Below are 19,227 nucleotides of genomic sequence, written 5' to 3'. Positions count from 1 at the left end.
CCAAGGAAATCCATTGGCGACTTAACATATACGAAAAAAATAAAAAAAACAGCCCAATAACGGACTGTTATAAAATAGCCTCTGCCAGCAGCGTATAGGACCGAAGCTTTTCTTGAAAATCATGTACATTCGCGATAATCATGAATTCATCTGTCCGGTATTTTTCACTTAACCGGTGTAGTTCGTCGCGAACCTTTTGAGGTGTCCCGATGATCATCCGCTTGCGGTTTTCCAGAACCTTCGCACGGTCTTCAGCTGACAAGGCCCTTGCTTTCGCTTCCTCCACTGAAGGAATCCGGGTATCCCCGCCGTTCCCGACTGCCAGGAGCCACAGGTCCTGGCTTAGCGCCAATTCCTCAGCTTTTTCCTGGGTGGGGGCACAGACAACAAAAATACAGACATTCACTTTCGGCTTACCAAGCAAGGGGGATGGCTGGAAGTTTTCATAATAATAGTCGATTGCCCGCTTCCCATTGACCGGGGTGATAAAATGCCCGTAGGTAAAAGCTGTTCCGTTTTCGGCGGCCACTCGTGCGCCCCGGTGGGTGATTCCTAAGAGCCACATCTCCGGCAAAGTCTCCGGTGAAGGAAAAACCTTTACCTCATGGTAGGGGTGGTCTTCAGGCAATCTGTTGCCAAGAAAGCCCTGCAAGTCCCTGACTTGCCTAGGAAACTCGTTCAGGCTGCGCCTTAGTCCATCCGTCAGCGCCATGCGTGTTGCTGGTGACCCTCCCGGCGAGCGGCCGATTCCAAGGTCAATCCGATTCGGAAAAAGCGTCTCCAGCAGCTTGAAGTTCTCCGCCACTTTATAAGGACTGTACTGCGGCAGCAGGACGCCTCCGGAACCGACCCGGATTCTTTTCGTATTGGAGGCTAGATGGGAAATCAATATCTCCGGTGAAGAGCCCGCCATTCCATTGCTGTTATGGTGCTCAGCCACCCAGAAACGGGTGTATCCGAGTTCATCCGTCAGCCTGGCCAGCTCGACAGTGTTACTTAGGGCATCTTTTCCGCTGGACCCTTTGCTTATCACCGATTGATCCAGAACACTCAGTTTCAATGAAATTACCTTCTTCCTGATTTGATGCACGTTCTTCAAGGCTACCCTAATTTTTAAAATAAATAAACCAAAAACAGCCATATTAAGGAGAGAGGATTACAGGAAAAGGAGCGAACATAATGGATTTTTTACCTAGGGAACAAATCCTGCGGGAATTGCAGCATGCATCAAGTGAATATATGGAGAAATACAACCTGAATGATATCGGTATTTTTGAAGAGGAAGGCCAGGGTGATCAATACCACTTGGGCTATACAGTGAAAAAAGGCGACAAGGCCTATCACATCCATACTCCATTTGTGAAAAATCACGATGGCGAATTGGCGCCTGCATCAAAGGCTTGGGTACTGGAATCCGATGATCCGCAGGGAGACGATTCAGGAGGATATCCTGATTTGGAAAGCGTCCTCCGCGAAATATAGGTGCTGGAAAAATATTATATCGCACTAAAACCCACAAACCCATCTAATCAAACGTTTGATTAAAATCGGCTTGGAGCAGCAACACCCAAACACCCAAAGCCAAGGTAAAATGTTTTCAAAAGCGGATTACAAGGTGAAATTCATTTTTTTACTATAATAAAAGAGGGTGCCTCGGCACCCTCTTCCCTGTTTATGAACGCAACAGTCGCAGGCTGTTCAAGATCACCAGAATGGTGCTTCCTTCATGGCCGATGACTCCCATTGGCAAGGCGAGCGACTGCATGAAATTGGAGGCGATCAGCACCATAATGACGGCGATCGAGAACACGACATTTTGCTTGATGATTCTGTTCATTTTCTTTGACAGCTTGACGGCCTCCGCGATTCGGGGCAAGTCGTTTTTCATTAACACCACATCCGCCGTCTCCAGGGCGACATCTGTTCCTTCCCCCATCGCAATTCCAACCGAAGCGGTAGCCAGCGCCGGTGCATCATTGATTCCGTCTCCTACCATGGCCACGGTGCCATGCAGCTCCTTCAGCTTTTTCATTTCATCCACTTTGGTCTGCGGAAGGCATTCGGCGATATACGAATCGATGCCGCTTTCTCCTGCAATCGCCATTGCTGTTTTTTCACTGTCACCGGTCAGCATCACAGTCCTGATGCCTTCATTCTTCAATGCTTTAATCGCCGCTACCGTTTCTTCGCGAACAACATCCTTTAGCGTCAATAAACCTGCGATGCCTTTACCATCCCGGACAAAAACAACTGTCTTCCCCTGTTGTGCCAGCTTTGAGGCAATTCCATCCTGGAACTGAAGCGCCGCTTCACGGCCGACGAAATCCGCCTTCCCTACCTTCCACTGGACTCCATCAATCACCGCCTGAACACCAAAGCCGGCGACATCCTCCATCTTTTCAGGCTTGAGAAAGCTCCTTTCCTGTTCGGAGGCATAGGTGACAATCGCTGCGGCAAGGGGGTGGTTGGAGTACTTCTCAATCGAAGCGACATTCTTCAGCAGCTCTTCCACTGTTACGTCCTCGCGTACGATGACATCCGTCACTTCAGGTTTTCCCTTCGTCAAAGTACCAGTTTTATCAAACGCGATCGCCCGAAGGTTGCCAAGGTTTTCGAGGTGCACTCCGCCTTTAAACAGGATGCCATGGCGTGCTCCGTTTGAAATGGCCGATAAAGTGGCTGGCATGATCGAGGCTACGAGCGCACAGGGGGAAGCCACCACTAGGAGGATCATCGCCCGGTAAAATGTTTCCGTCCAGCTCCAGCCCAGTAGGAAATGGGGCACAAACAACATCAGGGCCACAACAATCAGGACAGTCTTGACGTATCGTCCTTCAAAGCGTTCAATGAACTGCTGGGATGGAGACTTTTCGCTTTGTGCGGTCTGAACCAGTGCGATGATTTTTTGGAATAAAGTCTCGCTGCTTGGCTTTGTGATTTCCACCGTAATGGTTCCGCGTAAATTGACAGTGCCGGCAAAAACTTCACCATTAACCGCTTTGCTGACAGGAACCGATTCGCCGGTAATGGCCGCTTCATCAAGGTTGGTCTGCCCCTCGATGATTTTCCCGTCGGATGGAACGCGCTCGCCAGGCTTAATCAGAATATGGTCCCCTACCCTCAATTGGGCAACTGCAACTTTTTCCTCCACTCCATTTGTCACGCGAAGGGCTTCTTCAGGCTGCAGGTCCATCAAGGCTGAAATCTCTTTATGGCTCTTATTCATCGTGTAGGTTTCAAGCGCACCGCTCAATGCGAATATAAAGATTAAAATCGCACCTTCCGTCCAATAGCCAATGATGGCCGAACCAATGGCTGCGAGGATCATCAGCATTTCCACGTTCAATTCCTTGTTGGCAATCGTTTCTTCAATGCCTTCCTTTGCTTTGGCATATCCTCCTATTGCATACGCAGCAAGATAGACCATTGCTGATACAGTGCCCAATCCGTTTTGTGACAATAGCCAACCCGCAAGGATGAGAACCCCGCTAAATAGGGCAGCAATAAGTTCAGCATGCGGTCTCGCTTTATCAAGCCAGCTGGCTTCTGCCATCGAGGATTGCCCAATTGTTTTTGTTTCTGCTAGCATATTCCTTCCTCCTCCTCTTCCATCCTTGTTACCGTTTTTCTCATTATCACAGCGCCTAATTGAGAATAATAATCACTATCCCAATTCGCGCTAAAGGCCAGGTGTTTATTGTGTTTTACTGTTTATAATCATATAATATCACACATTTTTACATAAATAAATAATAATAATTTTAATTTAAAAATTAATATAGATAGTGATTTTGATTATTATTATCATATGTGGAAGTAATAAAAGGTGAGTGATTGGCAGCTAACTTTAATATAAAGTTTTAGTACCTAGTAATAAATATCACATCCTTTTTTAAAAATACGTGTTAAACTCCAAAAGAATATTTTAACTATTATAGAAACGGGGATGATGAAGTTGAATTTTCCGCAGCTAAAGATTGGGCATATGGTGAGCTCCTTTCCAATTATCCAGGGAGGCATGGGAATTGGAATCTCTCTCAGCGGCCTGGCCTCAGCCGTTGCGAATGCAGGCGGCATCGGAATTATTTCAGGCACCGGGATTTCAGTAGAGGAACTGCGCCATCACATCAGAACGGCAAGGAAGCTTACAAACAATAAGGGGTTCATTGGGGTGAATGTGTTATTTGCGATGAATGACTTTGCGGAGAAAATGAAGGCAGCGCTTGAAGAGAAAGTGGATTTCATCATTTCGGGGGCTGGTATATCCCGGGATATGTATGCATGGGGCAGGCAGGCTGGCATCCCGGTGCTCTCCATCGTGTCGTCGGCGAAGCTGGCCCGGATCTCCGAAAAGCTCGGAGCCGCTGCCGTTGTTGTGGAAGGTTGTGAAGCTGGCGGCCACCTCGGCACCGACAGGCCGCTGTTCGAGATTTTACCCGAGGTCGTCGAAGCGGTTAATATTCCCGTAATCGCTGCCGGGGGCATTTTAACAGGAGCAGACATCGCCAAGGCGCTTGAAATGGGCGCATCCGGAGTGCAGATGGGGACACGGTTCGTTGCCAGCGAGGAATGCGATGCCCCACTTGCGTTTAAGCAAAAATACGTGGAAGCACGGAAAGAAGATACCATGCTTATCAAAACGACGGTTGGCTTAAGCGGCAGGGTCATCACCAACCAATTCACCCATCTGCTGTTGAATTCGGACAAGCTAAGGATCACCAAATGCAGGGATTGCCTAAAAAACTGCTCCTACCGCTTTTGCACCTTCGACTCCCTGATTCAATCGATGAACGGAGATGTCGATAACGGACTTGTCTTTGCCGGGGCAAGAGTCCACGAAATCAAATCCATTCTGCCGGTAAAAAGGATTTTCGAAAACCTTGCCGAAGAGTTCTCCCAGGCCATCAGGCTTAAAGGCTCCTTCGCCTGATACAGCAAATCCCCTGCGGAAGATTCGCAGGGGATTTTAACATCGCTACTATGAAGCGATTCCAAAAGTAGAGAAAATCGTATACACAATAATCATAGCGGCTGTAGCTGCAATACCCATTGGGTACAATAGTTTCCAAGGTGTTAATTCCACGACATTTGCATCTTCAAGGACAAAATTAGTGTCTCTAGGTTTGAAGTATCCAATTGCCAGCATCAGCAGAGAACATACGACAAATAAAATTGCCAGGATATGAAGATAGTGCAACCCTGTATCCCACACCAGCTGGGTAAACCCATATACTCCGATAAACAATGCCAGCGAAATTTTGGCCGCAATCGCCGGAACTCTTTTCGTTAAGTAGCCTACGAGGATAATCGTTAAAATTGGCACATTATAAAAGCCGTTTACCATTTGAAAGTATTGGAAAAACCCCTCTGAAGCTAACGCCAATAAAGGTGCGACACACATAGCAAATACCGCAAGTACAATTCCAATCATTTTCCCCTTCTTAATCAGATCCTTATCAGAGGCATTAGGGTTAAAGTAGGGCTTGTAAATATTCAGAGTAAAAAGTGTAACAGTTGAATTCAAGACCGAGTTGAATGATGAAAGAATGGCACCAAATAATACGGCAGCAAAGAATCCGACCAGTGGTGTAGGCAGAACATGGTTGACGATCATCGGGTAAGCCTCCACCGAGCTTAATCCAGACCCGAAAATATTAAAGGCGATGATGCCTGGCAGGATTAAAAAGACAGGTCCGAGCAATTTTAGGAATGCGGCAATTATCAATCCTTTTTGACCTTCCTTCAGGTTTTTCGCGGCAAGCGCCCGCTGCATGATATGCTGCGCCGTTCCCCAGTAGAAAAGGTTGACAAGCAGCATTCCCGTGAACATCGTTCCAAATGGCACTGGATCGGAAGCCCCGCCGATTGCATTTAGCTTTTCTGGTGTATTTTCCATAATTACACCGAAACCGGAAATGGGGTTTCCATCGCCAAGAGCGGCAAGTCCAAGGACCGGAATGAGCAAGCCTCCAAACAATAGGCCAATTCCATTAATAGAGTCGGAAATTGCTACAGCTTTAAGGCCGCCAACTATGGCATAAAGGGAACCCACAATTCCAATAGCCCAAACCGTAATCCATAAAGCAGCGGTGGAGCTGACTCCCAGCAGTTCAGGAACATTGAAAATACCACTCAATGCCACGGCACCTGTGTAAAGGATTGGAGGAAGCAGGTTTAGCACAAACCCAAACAAGAATAAAATAGTGACAATTTGCTTCGTTCCGCTATCAAAGCGCTTTTCAAGAAAATCAGGGATTGTGGTAATTCCGCCTTTCAAATACCGCGGCAAAAAGTATAAAGCCACGATAACAAGAGCGATGGCTGAACCTACTTCCCATCCCATGGAAGACATATTATAAGCATAGCCTTCTGCATTCAGCCCAATTAACTGCTCGGTCGAAAGGTTGGTCAGCATGAGCGACCCCCCAATCACCCATCCTGTCAGGCTTCGCCCGCCTAGGAAGTAACCGTCCTGCGTTTCGAGATTTTCTCCTTTCGTTGCACGATAGGATATGTATGCAACTAGAAGGGTAAAAAATAAAAATGATATAATGGTCAATGTATTCACGTTCTTTTTTCTCCTCTCATGTTCCTTCTGCAGAGATTTTCGCTTATTTGATTCAGTTATATTGAGGTGATTTCATGACTCCTGTCAAACAGCGTTCCATTGAAAGCTTTATTGCAGGCGTTCTTGTCCTGACTGCTCATTTATGGCTTATCTCCATTCCAGTACACTCTAACGCCGAAGCCTTTGCTCTCCTTGCTGTTACTGTCTCTTTAGCCTGTTTTTATCTTATTGGGAAAGATTTAAGATTCCTCATCTCAATGTCTTCCGACTTTCAGGAATTAAAAACGAAGTTTGATACAGTGATGTTCCTCTTATGCCTGGTGGTCATGTTTAATGGCTTTATGGCAGCCGTAGATTTCCATCAGCTCAATTTTCCAAAAACACTCTTTATATTGCTGTGTTTATTCCCAATCTATCTCTTCTTCGCATTTCTCTGTTTCCATCTGTTAATTTTGCATAAAAAGAAAAAACTGCCTGCCGTGAACCTCTTCTTTGCTATGCTCTTTATGTTCGCCCTGCTTTCAGCAAGCCTAATTATGAGCGGCCTTGCCAATGTTCTTCTCAGCGTTTCCTATATAGCGTTGAGTATTGTTTTGTATACTTACTCCACATGAATGACACCTCCATACCCTCAGATTGCATTTATGGTTCCGCTTTCACCTCTTCGCAGGTGAAAGCGCTTTGTTTAATAAAATAAATTTATCACTCCCATCTCTCACTGGAATCGGTTTCAATCTTCACTTTCTTGTTATCATCTTCACTTTTTTGTCCTAGCCGGATTAAAAAAAAGAGACTCCGATAGGAACCTCTTTTCACTGCTTACCTTTCAATCTAAATTCACTCGGGCTCAACCCTGTTTCTTTTTTAAATACCCTGCTGAAGTAGTTCGGGTCCTTATAGCCAACATCAAATGCAATTTCTTTCAGGGAAAGGCTGGGATTTAATAAATAATCCTTCGCTTTTCGGATCCTTAATGAAGTTAGGTAATCAATAAAGGTAATTTTAAACCGCTCCTTGAATAATTTGCTTAAATAATAGGAGCTGACTCCTGCTTTTTCAGCTACTTCCTCAAGAGAAATCGCTTTGGAATAATGGCGGTCCATATAATCTTTTGCTTCCAGCAGAAGCCCATTCAAATCTGTGGATCTCCACTGTGCTATTCTCTCAAGAATCGAGGACAAATGAACTTTGGCATATTCCTTTACCTGAAGAGGAGTCTCCAGCAGATGAAAGGAATACTGAAAATCTTCATTAAGCCCCAGCTCATAAAGCTGTCTTGTCAACAGCCTGAAAAAGTCCTCCAGATAGACCCTTGTAACTAGCAGCTGATGGTGTGAGCACTCATCAATTGCTTGCAGGTAGGAATCAAACAGTCTTGCGCTTTCCTGCCTATCCCCGTTCTTAATTGCTGTCAGCAATGCTTTCTCTTTTTCTATCAATAGGAGTTTTGTTTGCTTCTGTTTTAATTCAGTGTAATACGCCATGTAATTGGCAGTTGGATTTGCATATACCGATTCGAGTGCATGGATGGCTTTTTCATACGACACGGTAAATTGGTTGATATTTTCTACTGAAGTTCCTGCCCCAGCCAACAGGGAGCATGCAGGGTGCCTTTTTTGGAATGTATGGATGACGGCACTGAGAAAACCCTGTCTTGGCTCCAGCAGGCCATCTGCTTCATGTTCCATGAATATAAAGGCCGGGACGTGATGGCCAATCAGCGGGCCCACAAGAACATTTTCATGCCTGTTTGATAGAATATGTTTTAGCGTTTGATATAAAGATGATTTTTCGGAGTAGCCAGGAAGCTGTTCTTTTGTATCAAAGCTGAAAACAGCTACATACCCCCGTTTTCCTTCTATATCGAACCAGTCACTCCAATCTTCTTTCCTGAATTCGTGAATATGGTCCATCATCAAGGACAGAATTAAATCCACTTCAACAAGAGAAGCTACCCTGTCAATTCTGCGCTTCATCTCCAGCTGTTCACCAGCTTTTTGCCTTTCTGCTTCAATTTCCTCAGCCATCCTGTCATAAGCCTTGAGGACTTCTGTTGCTTTGCTTGGCTTTAGCAAATATTCTTTCACACCATATTTCATGACTTCACGGGCATATTCAAAGGTATTGTACGCCGAAACCATTATACATTTAGGAGCGTGATTTTCCGAAAGGATTTTCTTCACAGCCACAACTCCATCCATTACAGGCATTTTAATATCCATAAAAATTAAATCTGGCTTAAGTTTTGCAGCTAGCTGCACTGCTTGCTTTCCAGTTGATGCTTCTCCCACAACCTTAAAGTTGGAACGGTTCCTGCCAAGCATAAGCTTGATTCCTTCCCTTTCAATGGACTCATCGTCCACCAGCAAGACTTTGATCATTCCGGCAGCCTCCCTTCGTTAACATGATTTCCGTCTTTATAAAGCTTGATTATTACCGTTGTTCCCTGTCCAGGCGCGGAGTCAATGTTTATCTTTGTCCGCTTGTCAAAGAGCAGCAGCCTTGAAATGACATTACTCATGCCAATTCCATGTGAATGGCCTGAGTCTTTTTGGGAATCATATTTGGTTTCTTCTTGAGGGCTGAACAGCTTGTGGATAGTTTCCTCTTCCATGCCGGCTCCATTATCGCGGATTTGAATAGAAACAGATTCTTTGTCCTGGTATATGGCCAGCTCAATCTTTGCGCCCTCAGCCATCTCCTCAATGCCATGGATAAAGGCATTCTCAACAATCGGCTGAAGAGTCAGGCATGGAATTTGCACCAATAGGCATTCAGGATCGATATTTTCAGTAAACTCAACCCGGTCGCCAAAGCGGGTTTTTTGAATAAAGAAATATTCCCTGACAATTTCTACTTCATCTCCCAGAATAATAGGCTTGTCTATACGGCCCAGGTTATAGCGCAGCAAAGCAGAAACCGAAGAAATCAACTCACTTGTCCGCTCCGCCTCCTCAATGTACGCTGTTTTTGAAATGGTATTCAAAGTGTTGAAAAGGAAATGAGGATTTATCTGGTTTTGGAGGCTCCTAAGCTCCATTTCTTTTAATAACTGTGCAAGCCTTGCCTTCTCCTCTATTTCCTGAACGGATTGATGAATATTCTTTTTCATTTGATTGAAAGTTCCCGCCAAAAGGTACAGTTCATCCTTCGTCGATACTTTGACATCTTCCCCCTCGTAGTGACCTGCTGAGATTTGTTCTGCTGCTTTCGCCAACCTGGAAATGGTTCTGGTGATTCCATGCGAAAACCAAAAGGCAAACAGGATGCTAAGCAGAATAATGGTAATAAAAATGCTCGTGCCCATCTTTTTTGTATACGATATCTTTTGTTTAACCATCTCATAAAGACCTTGATATCCTGTGAGCTCATCATTGATCAGATCCTGTACCATTTCATGAATGTAATTTGATATTTCCTCCGCTTCATTCAAATGGTAAGAGTACATCTGGAGATTCTCTTGTTCTACTCCATCGACGGTTTGATCTGCATGGCCAATAAAACTGGTAATGGTATTCTGATAGTTTTTTTGGGTAATCGCATCATAGCCTGGTGTACCTCCAAACTGTTTTAACAATGATTCCAGCTGCCTTTTATTCTTCAAATAGGTTTCCAGATTTTCGGGCATTGGCTCCATAACATAAATATGCAGAGTTTCTATCGCTTTCGAGGTTACTCCCGTTATTTCATTAAGGATAAAAAACCTGTCCATCCTATCATCATAGAGATTAGAAACTTTATTGCTGCTTTGGGATTGGACATAAAAAAGCAAAACAAGAAAACATAAAATTACAGAAAAATAAACCAGAAGCCTTGTGCGGATCTTAATCATCATGTCCACCGCCATCCCTATCCAGTTGCCTATGCTGGCCTCTCCTTATGACACTGGCGTCTGTATGGTATACATCTTTATGGCTCTTCCCTTCCAAAACCTCAAACATTCTCTCAACACTTTGAAACCCCATCTCAAATGGCTCCTGCGCCACAATCGCATCAATCATCCCTTCCTGCATCAAATCAACTGTTTCGGGCAAGGCGTCGAAAGCAATAATATACATATCATCTTTTTTATCAGAGGAGGAAACAGCAGAGGAAATTCCAATTCCATCTAGCGCGCTGGCTCCAAAGAAAGCGGTAATATGATCATTCTCCTCTAACAGCCAATATGCTTTTTCCTCTGCCCCAATTCTCGTAATATTCGATTCTTCAATGGCAATAACCTCAATATCAGGAGCATCTTCCACTGCTTCAAGGAAACCCTCTACCCTTAGCTGGTGATGGGCTGAAGTAAAGCTGCCGGTAATAATTGCAACCCTTGCCTGACCTCCCGTGTCTTGTATCAGCGTTTGGCCAGCCAGCTTGCCTGCTTCATAATTATCAGTCCCAATATATAAGGAGCGTGTACTGGCAGAAGCATCCGTGTCAATGGTGATAACAGGAATCCCTTGTTTTACAGCCTTATTGATCATAGGTATAAATTTTTCCTCATTCAGTGCCTGGACGATGATGCCATCCACCCTGGCAGCAATGGCCATGTCCATCAGTTTTAGCTGTTCATCCAGATTTGAACGCCTTGGTCCCTTATATTCAACCATAACATTGTACTTATCCTCGGCAGCCTTTGCTCCCTCACCTACCAGCCGCCAGTAATCATTATCCATTTCCTCCCCAATCAGGACAAAATGGTAATCTGGCAGTATTCCCGGAGAGAAGGAAGCCTCCTCAATTGCCTTTTGCAAACGATTTGATTGCCCATAATAATAAAAAGAAAGTAAGGAAGCCCCGATAAGAAAGGCAATCAGCAGGGAATAAAAAATAGATACTCGTTTCATTGAAAATCCTCCAGTGGATTTTTGTATACATATCTCATAAGTATACTCCAAACCTGCAGCAAGTTATATTGGTCTCCTTGGAGACAAACAGGGCTTCCATTAGGGTCGCGGCTGGCATAATAAAAAAAGGCCTTCCAGCATGAAAGACCCTAAGACATATGAGATTGACAGCTTTTTTTACCTACCGAATAAAAAAATCAAAACCCAGCATGGTGCCTATTCCAAAGACAAGCGTCCAGATGGCCAGGCTGGCTGTCATCCAGAATATTGACCAGTTTTTCCTCGCTCCAAGACTCATTCCTATAAAAGCGGCAATATGGATTCCAATCAGGATGGGCCCCAATAACGCGAGTCCCGGCAGGCCATATTTGTTCCAGATTGTTTTTGCCCGCTGGCTGCGCCTGGAGGGTTCCTTTCCCTTCTGTTCCTGGCGCCTGGCATACCAGGCTTTTACCTTTTCAAATCCAATAATGACAGGAATCAGCGTCAGCATATTCCCAATAAAAGCAGCGGCCATTACTCCTATAGGAGACAATCCGCCGATAATGCCGAGCGGGATCACAAGGGCGATTTCAACCCACGGAATGGCCGCCCCTATAAACACGAGCAAATATTCATACATCGTCATTAGCCCCTCCGTTTTCTGAAGCCTCGTATAATACCAATCCTGCTATAGTTTAATGGATAGCAATAAATAATTCTATCACGGGACGAAGGACCTCTCCCAGTGCCAGCCGGCTTTTCCTTGTATATCCGCCCTTCAGGCTTCATATAGTTGAAAGTGTAAGTTCTAGAAAAGGAGCGGGGAAAAATATGAATCAGCAATCACCATCTTTTGTCAGTCACATTGATTCGTACGTTTATCATGCCTTGCAAGGTGTCACCGGTTCCATGGTGGCCGTCCAAACAACGAAGGGGACTGTTACCGGCAGGCTTAATTCCGTGATGCCCGACCATATTGTGGTGGAATCGGGGGGTTCTCCATTCTATATTCGCATTCAGCAGATTGTTTGGGTTATTCCAAGAGGATAAGGAGGCGGAGCTATGTTTAAACGTGAAAATGTGCTGGCCATCGACCTCCCAATCCCGGAGCATGGCGACCCGAATGCAGCAGCGGCCGTCCAGGAACTTTTGGGCGGCAAATTCGGGGAAATGTCCACCCTTAATAATTATATGTACCAGTCATTCAATTTCAGGCGCAAGGATAAACTGAAGCCCTTTTATGACCTGGTGGCCAGCATTACGGCCGAGGAGTTCGGCCACGTCGAACTTGTGGCCAATACCATCAATCTTTTATCAAGAGGCAATACCTTTTATACCGGGAACCCGGATGTCACCCCGCTGCGCGAAGGAAAGGATGCCCGGAACACCTACCACTTCATCGCAACGGCCCAAACCGCTTTGGCCGGGGACTCGATGGGCCGTGCCTGGACGGGTGACAATGTTTTCAGCAGCGGCAACCTGGTTCTCGATTTGCTTCACAACTTCTTCCTCGAGGTTGGCGCACGCACCCACAAAATGAGAGTGTACGAGATGACCGAGCATGAAACGGCGCGCGAAATGATCGGATACCTATTAGTCCGCGGCGGAACCCACGTGCTGGCTTATGCCAAGGCCCTGGAGATTGCCACTGGTGTAGACGTAAAGAAAATGGTCCCGATTCCCGATTTATCGAACGCCGGGTTCGACCATGCGCGGAAGTTTGAAGAACAGGGAATCGGAAACATTTTATATACATGGAATGACGTTGGAGATTACCAGGGCATCAGGCAAATTTGGAAAGGAACCAACCCTGAATCCGGCAGCCAGCTCATTGTAAAAGAAGGAATGCCAAAAGGCGCCCCCATCCCGAATCTGGAAGAGCTTCCCGAGCAGTTTGCCCCCGGTATTGACGCCGATGATTATGCGAGGATTGCGAAGCGGCTGATGGAAAATATGTAGGACAGGGACCTCCCCGCAGAAGCAGCCCTCGAAATGAGGGCTTTTCGGCCGGGTAAGGTTCTCCGATATTCCGGCTTTGCTCCATTGTCCGCTTGCCTCTGCATACAAAAAGAACCTTTCACCAGGGAAAGGTTCTTCTGGGCAAGATTTTTTCAAAAGGAGCCTGGGCCCATGCACTTATGTCCCGCAATAGGTCCGATAAGGCAAGCTTGATGGGGCAGGCAGCCTGCAGTACTCTTCCTGATCCCCGGAATGTGCAAAAGGATCCTTAAGAACGTCAAGCAGCCGTTCCATCACGCTGTAATCCCCTTCATTGACAGCTGCTTCCAGCGCCTCTTCCACGCGATGGTTGCGGGGAATAACCGCAGGATTGCTGGTGCGCATCAGCTCTTGTGAAGACTCTCTTGAATCTTCCTGCCTGTCGAGCCGCTCCTGCCACTTTTTATGCCACTGTTTGTACTCCCCGCTTTTAAATATTGCTTCTTCCTGCTTATCCATGGTTAATGCCCGGAATGTATTCGTAAAGTCTGCCTGATGCTTTTGCATCATGCCGAGAAGCTCTTCAAATAAAGCCTCGTCCTGCTTCTCCTTATTGAATATTCCCAGCTTTGCCCTCATTCCCGAAATCCAATTCTCCTTGTAAAGCTCGGGATATTTTGTGATTGCTTCCTGCGCCAGCTCAACAGCCTTATCCTGGTTCTCATCCAGAAGCGGCAAGAGGGATTCGGCAAACCTGGCAAGATTCCAGCCGCCGATTCCAGGCTGGTTGCCATAGGCATAGCGCCCCTGGGCATCAATGGAGCTGAACACTGTTTCCGGGTCATACTCGTTCATAAAAGCGCAAGGGCCATAGTCGATCGTTTCACCGCTTATCGTCATATTGTCCGTATTCATCACGCCATGAATGAAGCCGACCAGCTGCCATCTGGCAATCAGGGCAGACTGAACCTTGATGACTTCTTTCAGCAGGGAAAGATATCGATTATCATCACCTTCTATATGTGGGTAATGACGCTGGATGGCATAATCGGCTAAAGCCCGTAAATCCTCAATATCGCCTTTCCCTGCACCGTATTGAAACGTCCCAACACGCAAATGGCTTGCAGCCACACGGGTTAGAATGGCGCCAGGCAGTAAGGTTTCACGCCTGATGGGCTCACCAGTGGCAACCACTGCCAGGCTGCGGGTAGTAGGAATCCCGAGGGCATGCATGGCTTCACTGATGATGTATTCGCGCAGCATCGGCCCCAGAGCGGCCCGGCCGTCCCCGCCGCGGGAATAAGGAGTCCTTCCAGACCCTTTAAGCTGAATATCGACCCTCTCGCCTTCAGGGGTGATCTGCTCGCCAATCAGCAGCGCCCGGCCATCGCCCAGCATGGTAAAATGCCCGAATTGGTGTCCCGCATAGGCCTGGGCAAGCGGAAACGCTCCTTCAGGAACTGAATTCCCCGCAAATACTTCTGTTTCATGTTCCAAGGCTTGGATGTTCAATCCCAAAGCTTGTGCGAGCGGTTTATTGAGGATTACTGTTTCCGGTGAGCGTACCGGGTTCAGATTGAGAGTAGAGAAAAATGCTTCCGGCAGGCGGGCATAGCTGTTATCAAAATTCCAGCCTGTTTGATTATTGTTTGTCATGAAATCCCCTCCGTCTTTTCCATCGTTTCACTTTAACTTTTTTAATTGTCAATATGCAAGGCATCCTGTTTAGTTTCCGCTTCCGTTTCTTTACTATACCCCACCACAATGGCTACATGGGATTTTCTATCGATTATTCCTGCTATAATAATCCATTATCCGGGAATTCTATGATGATTGAAAACAAAAGATATTGGAGGTTTTATCATGGGCAACACAAGCAATCAGAAGTCAGCCAATCTTTTTCCTCCCCAACATCAGGACCAGCATCCAGGGATGGAATTCTTAATGGATCCCCAGCCAATTTACGATGATGAGAATTATAAGGGCAGCGGCAAGCTTAAAGGACAAGCCGCGATTATCACTGGCGGGGACAGCGGCATTGGGCGTGCGGTTGCATTGGCCTTTGCCAAGGAGGGAGCGGACATTGTCATCGCTTATTACAACGAGACAGAAGATGCGGAAAAGACGGTTAAGCTGGTAGAAGCGGCCGGAAGCAGGTGCCTGGCCCTTCCCGGTGATATCGCGGATGAGTCATTCTGTAAACAAATAGTGAATCAGACGATGAAGTCATTTGGGAAAATCAGCGTCCTGGTAAACAATGCAGCGGTTCAGTATGTCCAAAACGGGATCGAATCCATTTCCCCGGAGCAGATGGTCCGGACCTTCCAGGTCAATGTTTTCGGCATGTTTTATTTAACACAGGCTGCCCTGGTCCACATGAAAAAGAATTCCAGCATCATTAACACCACATCGGTTTCCGCGTATGAAGGGAACCCCCAGCTTATCGACTACTCGGCGTCAAAAGGAGCAATTGTTTCTTTTACCAGATCAATGGCCAAGTCCTTGGCGACAAAAGGGATCAGGGTTAATGGAATAGCTCCCGGGAAGGTTTGGACACCCCTCATTCCGTCGTCCTTTCCTGCTGGCCAGGTAGCACAATGGGGCAGCACAACTTCAATGAAACGTGCCGGCCAGCCGGTGGAGTTTGGGCCAGCCTATGTATTTTTGGCCTCTTCCGACTCCTCTTATATGACAGGGCAAATTTTGCACTTGAACGGCGGACTTTTTGTAACCAGCTAGGAAGACCTAAAGTATAAAAAGACGCCAGCGGGAAACCAAATATGTTTCCCGCTGACGTACTTTCATTTGCCGGATTGATTTCCACTATTCTTGAAAGCTTGCTTCCAGCTCATCAATCAGCCCGCCTACATGTGCTGCCGCCTGGCTGATGGCATCAGGTTTGGACATATCCACTCCTGCCTTTTTAATCAGGTCAAGAGGTTTCAGTGTCCCCCCTGCTTTCAATACCTCCAGCCACCTGTCAACCGCCGGCTTGCCTTCATCAAGAATGTGCCGGGATACAATCGTGGAGACTGTCAGACCCGCAGAATACGTATATGGATATAAGCCCATATAATAATGAGGCTGGTGCATCCACGTCAATCCCGCTCCTTCATCCATTTCAACCGAGTCTCCCCAGAAGCTTTTCAGAGCCTCCAGCTTTTGTGCGGACAACAAGTCTGCCGTCAAAGGTTCCCCTTCCTCTGCCAGCTTATAAACCCTCCGCTGAAGCTCTCCCTCAAGAAGATGGGTAACGAAATTATGATAATACGTGCCAAGCTGCTGGAGATTGACCCACCTTCTTGTACGGCTGTCCTTTGTGTTGGACAGCAAATGACTGCCAAGAAGCATTTCATTCATGGTCGACGGCGCTTCAATAAAGTACCTGGATGGACGTGTGTTGGTCATCCTTTGATTCTTCCCAGCCAGATAAAAATGTCCTGCATGGCCAAGTTCGTGTGCCAGGGTGAACGCCCCTCTCATTGTGTCAGGCCAGGTCATCAGGATATAGGGATGGGCTCCGTACGGGCTCGAGCAGAACGCTCCAGTACTTTTGCCAACATTATCGGCATAATCTACCCATCTTTCCGATAAAGCTCGTTTGATCATATCGGAATATTCCGGACCCATGATACCAAGAGCGTCCTGGACGGTTTCTGCTGCTTCATCATAGCTCGTTTCCAGCTTGAAATCCGGATCAAGCGGGGCTTTTATATCAGCGTACGTCATCTTCTCCAACCCTAAAACACGCTTTTTCAAGTTTGCGTAACGCCTCATATGCGGAGCTAATTCCGCCTGGAGAACATCAAGCTGATTATGGTACATCTCATGGGTCACCTGCTGGTCATGAAGCAGCATATGTGTGACAGAGTCATAGTTTCTTAGACGGGCCATAGTCACTTCATGATTGACCTGCGTGGCATAGGCTGCCGCAAACGTATGCTTATATTGATTCAACGTCTTATTGAAGGACTCATACGAATTCCGGCGGATGGCTGCAGATGGAGACGAGCTGTATTTGCCTGCATATAAGGCGAAGGAAAGCGGCCGCTCCGCTTTTTCTTCATCAATGAAAGAATCGAATTGCATATCGGACAGTTTTCCACGGTTATAAATAGTATACGGCGCACTGAAGAGGGATCCCAACGAGGCCAGCGCCTCCTCTGTTGCTTCGTTAAGTGAATAAGGCTTTCGCTCCTGAAGGTCATTTAAGTACTTTTTAAAGGATTGCAGACCTCGCTCCTTCTCCATAAATTGGTCCAGCGTTTCTTTTGAAAGAGCGATAATTTCCGTTTCAACAAACGAGAGCTTCGCATTGACCAATGATTGTGCTTCTGCAGCGATGGCAGCATCCTTCTGCCTTTCCGAATCTGTGTGGTCGACCGTCTGGCGCAGATTGGCATACATGGACACCAGGTTGAACCGCTGCAGCAGGCTTTCCTTCCTTTCAAGACAATCCAATAACTCGGCGGCACTGTTGCCGAGCCTTCCCTTATACTTTGTGACCTCTGGCAAATCTGCTTTTATCTCATCCAGTTCTCTCTTCCACTCATCCCTATTTTCAAAAAGATCACTTAAGTCCCATTTCTGTTTTTCTTCAATATCCTTCCTTTTAATCCTGGCAGCTGATTGGTTAGTCATTTAAATTCCCTCCTTGTAACCTGGTTCAACGAATTCCACCGTTCTCTACTGCTTTACCACAACAAGAGGGCAGTAATCTTTTCAGGCAAGTGTAACAAATTATACAAAACGTTGAGTTCGTTTCCGACGGATATGAAGTAAAATGTTTGTAAATAATCGAGAAGGAAGTGGGCCATGCTTTATAAATCCCGGGAGGAATCGGCTGAAATCCGTATTCTTCGACATTTAAACAACCGGATGACTTTAACCGAAAAGGACAAGCAGCATTTTTTGAACCTGGCAAAGGGCTATGAGGGGGAAGTGTTGTTTGATTCCTTAACCGAGAAGCTTTCCTGCGAATGCTATATCCTGAACGATCTGCTGCTTCAAGTGGGTGGAACCTTGTTTCAAATTGATACATTGATCATTCTTCAAGGAACGATTTATGCTTGCGATGTGAAATATCATGAAGGAGATTATTTCTACGAAACAGATAAATTATATAAAAAGCCAAGAATTGAAGTATTAGACCCGCTGCTTCAGCTAAAAAGGAGCGATTCCCTGCTGCGCCAATTGCTAAGCAAGCTTGGTTATCATTTCTCCCTTGAATCTTTTGTCGTTTTTATCAATCCCCAATTCACCTTATACCAAGCTCCTCTCAACAAGCCTATTATTTTCCCAACACAAGTGAACCGATTTTTACAAAAGCTGGATTCCACACCTTCCAAGCTAAGTTCGAAACATAAACAGCTGGCGGATAAATTGGTGTCCCTGCATATAACAGACTCCCCATACCGCCAACTACCTTCCTATAAGTATGGCAAGCTTAAAAAAGGGCTTACCTGCTCAAAGTGCCAATCATTTGAGGTGCATGTCAAAGGGAAAAACTGTGTGTGCAAAGACTGCGAAACCCTCGAACCTGTCGTTTCGGCTGTCATTCGCAGCATAGAGGAATATAAGCTTCTTTTTCCAAATGAAAAGATCACCACAAATGTCATTTATGAATGGTGCAAAGTGGTGACCAAAAAGCGGATAAGAGCCATTTTGCAGGAGAACTTTACAGCTGCCGGAAATCACCGGTGGTCTTATTATGAATGAGGGGGATTATTTGGGTTTGCTGACTTTGGGGGAGGCTGTCAGTAACTTTTTTTGGGGATCTTTTAAAATTTCGGGCACTGAGGGAAGCTGTCAGTGCCTTTTTTTCAGCGTTCTCTTGGATTTCGGGCACTGAGGGAGACTGTCAGTTATCTTTTTTCGGGTATCCCTTGGATTTCGGGCACTGAGAGA

At 46.2% G+C, this 19,227-nt stretch carries 16 protein-coding genes; 7 read left to right on the top strand and 9 right to left on the bottom strand.

What is annotated here, in order from left to right; translation table 11 throughout:
* Nucleotides 1-67 precede the first annotated feature (67 nt).
* Nucleotides 68-1,060, bottom strand: coding sequence for an LLM class flavin-dependent oxidoreductase (locus tag ADU22_RS06920; RefSeq protein ID WP_053361497.1), 993 nt, complete (start codon nucleotides 1,058-1,060; stop codon nucleotides 68-70).
* A gap of 119 nt (nucleotides 1,061-1,179) precedes the next feature.
* On the opposite strand from ADU22_RS06920, the gene ADU22_RS06915 reads away from it, so the two are divergent.
* Complete coding sequence (locus ADU22_RS06915; protein WP_053361496.1) at nucleotides 1,180-1,482, top strand: DUF5634 family protein; 303 nt, start codon at nucleotides 1,180-1,182, stop codon at nucleotides 1,480-1,482.
* 190 nt (nucleotides 1,483-1,672) lie between these two features.
* Here the strand turns inward: ADU22_RS06915 and ADU22_RS06910 are convergent, their stop codons facing one another.
* Nucleotides 1,673-3,589 (bottom strand): heavy metal translocating P-type ATPase, encoded by a 1,917-nt coding sequence (locus tag ADU22_RS06910; RefSeq protein ID WP_053361495.1) that lies wholly within the window; start codon nucleotides 3,587-3,589, stop codon nucleotides 1,673-1,675.
* 357 nt (nucleotides 3,590-3,946) lie between these two features.
* Here ADU22_RS06910 and ADU22_RS06905 point away from each other — a divergent pair, with 357 nt between their 5' ends.
* Complete coding sequence (locus tag ADU22_RS06905) at nucleotides 3,947-4,930, top strand: NAD(P)H-dependent flavin oxidoreductase (protein WP_502688734.1); 984 nt, start codon at nucleotides 3,947-3,949, stop codon at nucleotides 4,928-4,930.
* A gap of 48 nt (nucleotides 4,931-4,978) precedes the next feature.
* Here ADU22_RS06905 and ADU22_RS06900 read toward each other — a convergent pair whose 3' ends face one another.
* Nucleotides 4,979-6,568 carry a solute:sodium symporter family transporter gene (locus ADU22_RS06900; RefSeq protein ID WP_082252796.1) on the bottom strand — a complete coding sequence of 530 codons (1,590 nt, stop codon included), beginning with the start codon at nucleotides 6,566-6,568 and terminating at the stop codon, nucleotides 4,979-4,981.
* A gap of 74 nt (nucleotides 6,569-6,642) precedes the next feature.
* Here ADU22_RS06900 and ADU22_RS06895 point away from each other — a divergent pair, with 74 nt between their 5' ends.
* Nucleotides 6,643-7,182 (top strand): hypothetical protein, encoded by a 540-nt coding sequence (locus tag ADU22_RS06895; protein WP_053361493.1) that lies wholly within the window; start codon nucleotides 6,643-6,645, stop codon nucleotides 7,180-7,182.
* 198 nt (nucleotides 7,183-7,380) lie between these two features.
* Here ADU22_RS06895 and ADU22_RS06890 read toward each other — a convergent pair whose 3' ends face one another.
* The 4 genes from ADU22_RS06890 to ADU22_RS06875 form a co-directional block, all read right to left on the bottom strand.
* The gene (locus ADU22_RS06890) at nucleotides 7,381-8,949 is read right to left on the bottom strand and encodes a response regulator (protein WP_053361492.1); all 1,569 of its coding nucleotides are present in this window, start codon (nucleotides 8,947-8,949) and stop codon (nucleotides 7,381-7,383) included.
* The gene (locus ADU22_RS06885; protein WP_231687850.1) at nucleotides 8,946-10,280 is read right to left on the bottom strand and encodes a sensor histidine kinase; all 1,335 of its coding nucleotides are present in this window, start codon (nucleotides 10,278-10,280) and stop codon (nucleotides 8,946-8,948) included. Before ADU22_RS06885 ends, ADU22_RS06890 begins: the two co-directional genes overlap by 4 nt.
* 112 nt (nucleotides 10,281-10,392) lie before the next feature.
* Nucleotides 10,393-11,400: a sugar-binding protein gene (locus tag ADU22_RS06880; protein ID WP_053361491.1), complete on the bottom strand. Its 1,008-nt coding sequence runs from the start codon at nucleotides 11,398-11,400 to the stop codon at nucleotides 10,393-10,395.
* 181 nt (nucleotides 11,401-11,581) lie between these two features.
* Nucleotides 11,582-12,022: a small multi-drug export protein gene (locus tag ADU22_RS06875; protein WP_053361490.1), complete on the bottom strand. Its 441-nt coding sequence runs from the start codon at nucleotides 12,020-12,022 to the stop codon at nucleotides 11,582-11,584.
* A 191-nt stretch (nucleotides 12,023-12,213) separates the two neighbouring features.
* Here ADU22_RS06875 and ADU22_RS06870 point away from each other — a divergent pair, with 191 nt between their 5' ends.
* Together ADU22_RS06870 and ADU22_RS06865 are read left to right on the top strand one after the other, a co-directional pair.
* Complete coding sequence (locus ADU22_RS06870) at nucleotides 12,214-12,432, top strand: YuzF family protein (RefSeq protein WP_053361489.1); 219 nt, start codon at nucleotides 12,214-12,216, stop codon at nucleotides 12,430-12,432.
* Nucleotides 12,433-12,444: 12 nt separating this feature from the next.
* Nucleotides 12,445-13,341 (top strand): manganese catalase family protein, encoded by an 897-nt coding sequence (locus ADU22_RS06865; protein WP_053361488.1) that lies wholly within the window; start codon nucleotides 12,445-12,447, stop codon nucleotides 13,339-13,341.
* Between the two features lie 177 nt (nucleotides 13,342-13,518).
* On the opposite strand, the gene ADU22_RS06860 is transcribed toward ADU22_RS06865, so the two are convergent.
* Nucleotides 13,519-14,976: a protein adenylyltransferase SelO gene (locus tag ADU22_RS06860; protein ID WP_053361487.1), complete on the bottom strand. Its 1,458-nt coding sequence runs from the start codon at nucleotides 14,974-14,976 to the stop codon at nucleotides 13,519-13,521.
* A 207-nt stretch (nucleotides 14,977-15,183) separates the two neighbouring features.
* On the opposite strand from ADU22_RS06860, the gene ADU22_RS06855 reads away from it, so the two are divergent.
* On the top strand, nucleotides 15,184-16,059 hold the full coding sequence (locus ADU22_RS06855) for an SDR family oxidoreductase (protein ID WP_053361486.1): 876 nt from the start codon (nucleotides 15,184-15,186) through the stop codon (nucleotides 16,057-16,059).
* An 84-nt stretch (nucleotides 16,060-16,143) separates the two neighbouring features.
* Here ADU22_RS06855 and pepF read toward each other — a convergent pair whose 3' ends face one another.
* A complete protein-coding gene (pepF, locus tag ADU22_RS06850; RefSeq protein ID WP_053361485.1) occupies nucleotides 16,144-17,961 on the bottom strand; it encodes an oligoendopeptidase F in 1,818 nt (605 codons plus the stop codon).
* Between the two features lie 174 nt (nucleotides 17,962-18,135).
* On the opposite strand from pepF, the gene ADU22_RS06845 reads away from it, so the two are divergent.
* A complete protein-coding gene (locus tag ADU22_RS06845; protein ID WP_053361484.1) occupies nucleotides 18,136-19,038 on the top strand; it encodes a nuclease-related domain-containing protein in 903 nt (300 codons plus the stop codon).
* The last annotated feature ends 189 nt before the right edge of the window (nucleotides 19,039-19,227 follow it).

The sequence above is a fragment of the Bacillus sp. FJAT-27251 genome (genome assembly GCF_001273925.1).
Classification (GTDB): Bacteria; Bacillota; Bacilli; order Bacillales; family Cytobacillaceae; genus Mesobacillus_B.
This window is presented reverse-complemented; position numbering and strand designations above follow the sequence as displayed.